The sequence below is a fragment of the Crocosphaera sp. Alani8 genome (assembly GCF_038442745.1).
Lineage (GTDB): Bacteria > Cyanobacteriota > Cyanobacteriia > Cyanobacteriales > Microcystaceae > Crocosphaera.
In genome coordinates this window covers 1-5,359 of sequence record NZ_JARVCN010000223.1, presented here as the reverse complement: position 1 = coordinate 5,359, position 5,359 = coordinate 1, and the positions used below count along the sequence as shown (strand labels likewise).

Genomic DNA, 5,359 nt, shown 5'->3' with positions numbered 1-5,359 from the left:
TTGTAGGACAATGCCCGCTAACTAATACCCCACCCGCAAAAGTGACACGCTCCCATAGTTCAACAATTATGGAAACCCTGAATTTATATGATGAGATTAGACGTAATATTGACAATTTAACCAGCATTTTAAAAAACATGAATACTTTAACGATAACTATTCACAAAGAATCGGACTTTGAAGAGATTATTAAAGCAGTTGAAACCAGATTAAATGAAGACTAAAAAAATTGTAATCAAGAACAAGTATTAAAAAATTGATTATGACAGTTATAGAATGTTTCTCAACAAAACATAAGTAGTGGACTATTTCAGCTAATTTAATGTATTAGATTTCTAGTAGTGCAAGTATGCTCACATTCCTATTGCCTAATTTTAGTTGAAACAGTCTGGTAAAGTGTACCTCATAAGTCCCCAAAAATGCCATAAATTAACTTAAAATATCTATTCTGGAAACCAATCTTTTTGTAATAATTCTTCTAAAGAATAAGGACATCTATCAGGTAAATTAGTTAACTGTGCTTTTTTAGTAACAATTAAACAAGCATTTTGATAAATTTTGTCTAATTCATTTCTTAAATAATTTCTAAGGTTAGTTGTTAATCTATCTTCTAATTGAACCCGAAACGTTATAATTTCTGCTGACCAATGGTTAGAGTTTCTTTCCTTTTCTTCTCTCCAAAAGTTGAGCAATAAAAGATGAATAATTACTTGTAAAAGTAAACTTTTTACCGCATTTTTTTCAGAACGTCCCAATGTTTCTAATTCCTCAATTAAATTATCATAATCTAATTGGTCTAATTGACGATTTTTTAATATTCTTACTGTTTCCTCCAACCATTTATCGTATTCCTGTTCGTAGAGTGTGTTTAAGTCAAGAGTTTCTATTTTCATCTCTAGTATTCTCTTTAAAAAATAATAGATTTAATAATGAATGATTTAGGTATTATTCATTATTAATCGTTGATTTTTATTGATATCAAACAAGTTAACCCAGTTTAGCTTTAACTATTTCTTGAACTTGTTTTCCATCAGCTTTCCCTTTAAGTTCTTTCATCGCTGGTCCCATAACTTTACCCATATCTTTCGGGGAACTTGCTCCTACAGATTCTATTATTTTATCGATAATAGCTTCTACTTCTTCAGCAGAAAGTTGAGCAGGTAAATAGGTTTCTATAATCGCTAATTCTTGAGCTTCTTTATCAGCTAAATCATCCCTACCACCTTGACGATATTGTTCAATGGAATCTCTGCGTTGTTTCGCTTGTTGCGCTAACAAGTCTAATTCCTGTTCAGGAGTTAATTGATCTTGTCCTTTGGGACGAACTTCTGTTTCCTTTTCGAGAATAACTTTTTTGATACTTCTGATAGTTTCTAGACGAATTTTATCCTTAGCTTTCATTGCTAGCTTAATATCATTACTTATTCTTTCTTTTAATGTTGCTGTTGTTTCGGTGGATACTTCTTTCTTCGGTTCAGTCATAATAAGCTCTGATAACTCAATCCTTTCTGTACATTATAACAGTTTGGAGGTTAAAGAGATGAAAATTTTTTAAAGTAACTGTGCGATCGCCTGGGCAATATTGAGAGATCCTCCTGCTCTTCCTACTCTTTCTTCTCCATTTTTTTGACATTTTTCCAAATAATCTTTATCTTTTAAAATAGTTTTAATAGTTTGTGCCGCTTCAGAAAAAACATGGGAATTTTTATAACTTTTCCCAATTGTTTTAACCGACATTCCCAACAACCTCATCTGTGCTTCCGCAAAAGCATAGGTAAATTGTGGACCTTTTCCCGGTAATTGAATTACAGGTTTACCTAAACCTACTACTTGTTCCACAGCAGTTCCAGCCATTCCTATGGCAATATTGCAACTATTAATAATGTCAGAAAATGCTCCATAATAACATTCAACCTCAATAGTATTGTTTTGCTTTTGCTTAACCAAAATACCACCAGATTGATATTGCCATCCCAAATTTTTTGCTAACTGTTTTAAATCCTCTTCTTGGATAGATTCAACCAACGCAACCCGAAACTGTACTGGTTCTAAATTAGCTGTATATTCAGAGACTTTTAACAATAATTCTAGATTATTAATAGCTTCGGGAAGACGACTCCCAGGTAATAAAGCAATGGTGGGAATATTATCATCAAGATGTAAATTTTTTCCAGTTGGAGTCAAAATATCCATAATAGGATAGCCGGAAAAATAGGCTTTTTTGAATCCTTGTTGCTGTAAATCTTCTGCTGTAAAAGCATCTCTGGTGAAAATGGCGAGACAACGAGGCGATCGCAGACACCAACGAGTTAACCAAGGCAAATTTAATTTACCTTCGTAAAAACTAGAAGTAGAAACAAGAAAAGCCACAAAAGGACGATTACTAATGTAAGCCATAGTAATAGGAAAAATGTCACCAACTGCAACAATTAAAGAATAACGAGAACAACATTTAAGAAGGGTGCGAATTTGATATAAAGTTAGTCCAATCAATCCAGCACTGAGATCCTTCAATAAAGTTAGGGGATTCATATAAAAAATGCCCCCAGAAGGTAAATTTTTAGGTTGTCCAATCAAAGGTAAACCAAGAGAACAATAAGCATTTCCTTCCCCCACCAAAGGCATGGCCGTAATGGATATATTGGGAGCAATTTTTTGCAACTTCTGGAGAATTAAACTAGCATTTAGGTCTTCTCCATGACCATTGCTCATAAACAAAACTTCTTTTTTCATACAATTTATATAAGTGATAGGATGGACGAGGGTAAAATGGCATTAAAAAATAATTCAATGGTTAGTATAGAGAAGAGTGTAAGGTAATGATTCTTTAAATATTAGGTTAACAACGGGAAGTTTATTCTAGAATAGAAAAAGTTTGAAAATCATTCTAGCTTTCAGGAGTCACCATAACCGATGACACAAGCCACTCAAACCCCTGCCAAAGGAATACAACTAACTGAAACAGCCCTTAAACAAGTTTTAATGTTACGGGAACAGCAAGGAAAAGACCTCTGTTTGCGCGTTGGGGTTCGTCAGGGAGGATGTTCCGGAATGTCCTACATGATGGACTTTGAAGACGTTAGTCAAATTGGGGAACAGGATGAAGTGTATGATTATGAAGGCTTCAAGATTGTCTGCGATCGCAAAAGTCTTCTCTATCTCTACGGCCTTGTCCTTGACTATAGCAACGCCATGATCGGGGGTGGTTTTGAATTTACTAACCCCAACGCTAACCAAACTTGTGGCTGTGGTAAGTCCTTTGGTGTCTAATTCAACAAATGTATTGTACGGTAAATAATCGGGGCAGAAATCGAGTTTCTGTCCCATTGTCTATTAATTCCATCATCAAAAATGACCAAAACTGTTGAAAATGCCTTAGAGCAAGGTTTAGAACGTTACAAGCAAGGGGAGTCTGTCGACACTTTAATTCCCTATTTCAGAGAAATTTGCGATCGCGCCCCCAAAAACTCCACCGCTTGGGCCTGTTTAGCTTGGTTATACCTGTTGGCTGATAAACCCGACTCTGCCCTCAAAGCTGCCAAAAAAAGCGTTAAAATCGATAGTAGACCGCCCCAGGCCCGAATTAACCTAGCCTTGGCCATGTTAGATACCGGCGCAAAAGGAGTGCGGGATCATGTAGAAGCGGCCCAACAAATAATGTCCCTAGATGAAGATATCCATAACGATATCATGGAAAACATCGAAGATGGATTAAGCCGTAAACCAGACTGGAAAAGTCTCCAGCGAGTAAAAAAATGGTTATTATCTCCTGAATAAAAATGCAATTGACAAAAACCCAGTTAATAGGCTTAAAAGCCGATGATTTTCGTCATCCCTTAGATTTAGAAGCTACCACCACCTTGAGGCAACTCCCTGGCTTAGATATGATTGTTAGGAGTTTACTGGGTTCGGTGGCAGAACAGTTTTTCTATCTCAATAATATTGCCTCCAGTGTATTAGTTAGTGAAAAACAATTACCAGATCTTCACAAGTTATTAGTAGAAGCATCCCGTATTCTAGACTTAGAAACCCCACAACTCTATTTACAACAAAACCCTGTTCCCAATGCTTATACCTTCGCCATGCAAGGGAAAAAACCTTTTATGGTATTGCATACCTCTTTAGTAGAGATGTTGACCCCAGAAGAAATACAAGGGGTTATGGCCCACGAGTTGGGACACCTCAAATGTGAACACGGAGTTTACCTAACTTTAGCCAATATTATGGTGTTGGGTGCTAGTTTATTGCCCAACTGGGGGGCAGCTCTCGCCCAATCTTTGCAGGCGCAAATGTTACAATGGGTGCGTTGTGCAGAGTTTAGTTGCGATCGGGCGGCTTTATTAGTAGCACAAGATCCCAAAGTAGTCATGTCTATACTAATGAAATTGGCTGGCGGTTCCCCCACCATTGCCCCCCAGTTGAACCTAGACGCATTTATCCAACAAGCGAGGGATTACGAAGCCATTAGCAACACTGCTTTAGGAGAAATGTTAAAACAGGCACAAACGGAACAATTGACCCATCCAGTCCCAGTTTTGCGCGCTAAGGAGATTGATCGCTGGAGTAGTTCCCAAGATTATCACCACTTGTTAGAAACTGGTAAAACAGAGTATAATCAGAAAGCTACGACCAAGGGCGGATGGCGAAATTGGTAGACGCACCACACTCAAAATGTGGCGGCTTCGGTCATGGGGGTTCGAGTCCCCCTCTGCCCATTAACTATTCTCATAAAATGTTAACAACTAAAACTCGCTTTCAAAGCTTTGAAGAGTATTTAGAATACAATGATAATTCAGAAAAACTCTATGAATTATTCAATGGGGAACTGATAGAAATGCCCCCAGAATCAGGTTTAAATATCGAAATTGCTAACTTTCTTTTTCTTCAATTTGCTTCACTGGTAGGACATACTAGAGTTAGGGGTCATGGGTTAGAATTAGAAGTGAGAGGGGAACCCAAAAATCGCTATCCTGATTTAACAATTATTAGAGAAGAACATAGACAACAACTCTCAAAAAGGAACACTATTCGTCTCTTTATGTCACCTCCTTTATTAGTCATTGAAGTGGTTAGTCCTGGTGATATTCAAAGGGAAAGAGATTATATTGCTAAACGAATACAATACCAAGATTGTTGCGTTCCTGAATACTGGGTTGTTGATCCTCAAACACAAACTATTTTAGTCTTAGAATTGAAAGGAGAGAGTTATCAAGAAGTGGGTAACTTTAGTAACAATGATTTGATTAAATCTCCTGGTTTTAAAGAACTGGAATTAAAAGTTTTCCAAATATTTCAGACTATCTCTTAACGAAGCTTCTCAAAAAGTCTGGGGGGACTCGCCGAAAGTTAGGGGACAAAG

General features: G+C 36.9%; 7 protein-coding genes, 1 tRNA gene and 1 pseudogene. 6 read left to right on the top strand and 3 right to left on the bottom strand.

Annotated elements, in window-relative coordinates; all coding sequences use genetic code 11:
- Nucleotides 1-224 (top strand): annotated as a pseudogene (locus P9B04_RS13525) (hypothetical protein); the annotation flags it as partial.
- A 219-nt stretch (nucleotides 225-443) separates the two neighbouring features.
- Here the strand turns inward: P9B04_RS13525 and P9B04_RS13520 are convergent.
- The 3 genes from P9B04_RS13520 to P9B04_RS13510 all read right to left on the bottom strand — a co-directional run bounded on the left by P9B04_RS13520 (nucleotide 444) and on the right by P9B04_RS13510 (nucleotide 2,733).
- Nucleotides 444-893, bottom strand: a complete 450-nt coding sequence (locus tag P9B04_RS13520) for a DUF29 domain-containing protein (RefSeq protein ID WP_342055515.1) — start codon at nucleotides 891-893, stop codon at nucleotides 444-446.
- 94 nt (nucleotides 894-987) lie between these two features.
- Nucleotides 988-1,482: a GatB/YqeY domain-containing protein gene (locus P9B04_RS13515; RefSeq protein ID WP_342055514.1), complete on the bottom strand. Its 495-nt coding sequence runs from the start codon at nucleotides 1,480-1,482 to the stop codon at nucleotides 988-990.
- Between the two features lie 69 nt (nucleotides 1,483-1,551).
- Nucleotides 1,552-2,733, bottom strand: coding sequence for a lipid-A-disaccharide synthase-related protein (locus P9B04_RS13510; RefSeq protein WP_342055513.1), 1,182 nt, complete (start codon nucleotides 2,731-2,733; stop codon nucleotides 1,552-1,554).
- Nucleotides 2,734-2,913: 180 nt separating this feature from the next.
- Between P9B04_RS13510 and P9B04_RS13505 the strand changes: the two genes are divergently transcribed.
- The 5 genes from P9B04_RS13505 to P9B04_RS13485 all read left to right on the top strand — a co-directional run bounded on the left by P9B04_RS13505 (nucleotide 2,914) and on the right by P9B04_RS13485 (nucleotide 5,308).
- A complete protein-coding gene (locus P9B04_RS13505) occupies nucleotides 2,914-3,270 on the top strand; it encodes a HesB/IscA family protein (protein ID WP_342055512.1) in 357 nt (118 codons plus the stop codon).
- Between the two features lie 81 nt (nucleotides 3,271-3,351).
- Complete coding sequence (locus P9B04_RS13500; protein ID WP_342055511.1) at nucleotides 3,352-3,777, top strand: tetratricopeptide repeat protein; 426 nt, start codon at nucleotides 3,352-3,354, stop codon at nucleotides 3,775-3,777.
- 2 nt (nucleotides 3,778-3,779) lie between these two features.
- Entirely contained in the window at nucleotides 3,780-4,655 is an 876-nt protein-coding gene (locus tag P9B04_RS13495; protein ID WP_342055510.1) for a M48 family metallopeptidase, read from the top strand.
- A tRNA-Leu gene (locus P9B04_RS13490) sits at nucleotides 4,634-4,715 on the top strand. The genes P9B04_RS13495 and P9B04_RS13490 overlap by 22 nt, the downstream gene beginning before the upstream one ends.
- 17 nt (nucleotides 4,716-4,732) lie before the next feature.
- Nucleotides 4,733-5,308, top strand: coding sequence for a Uma2 family endonuclease (locus P9B04_RS13485; protein ID WP_342055509.1), 576 nt, complete (start codon nucleotides 4,733-4,735; stop codon nucleotides 5,306-5,308).
- Nucleotides 5,309-5,359: the final 51 nt, after the last annotated feature.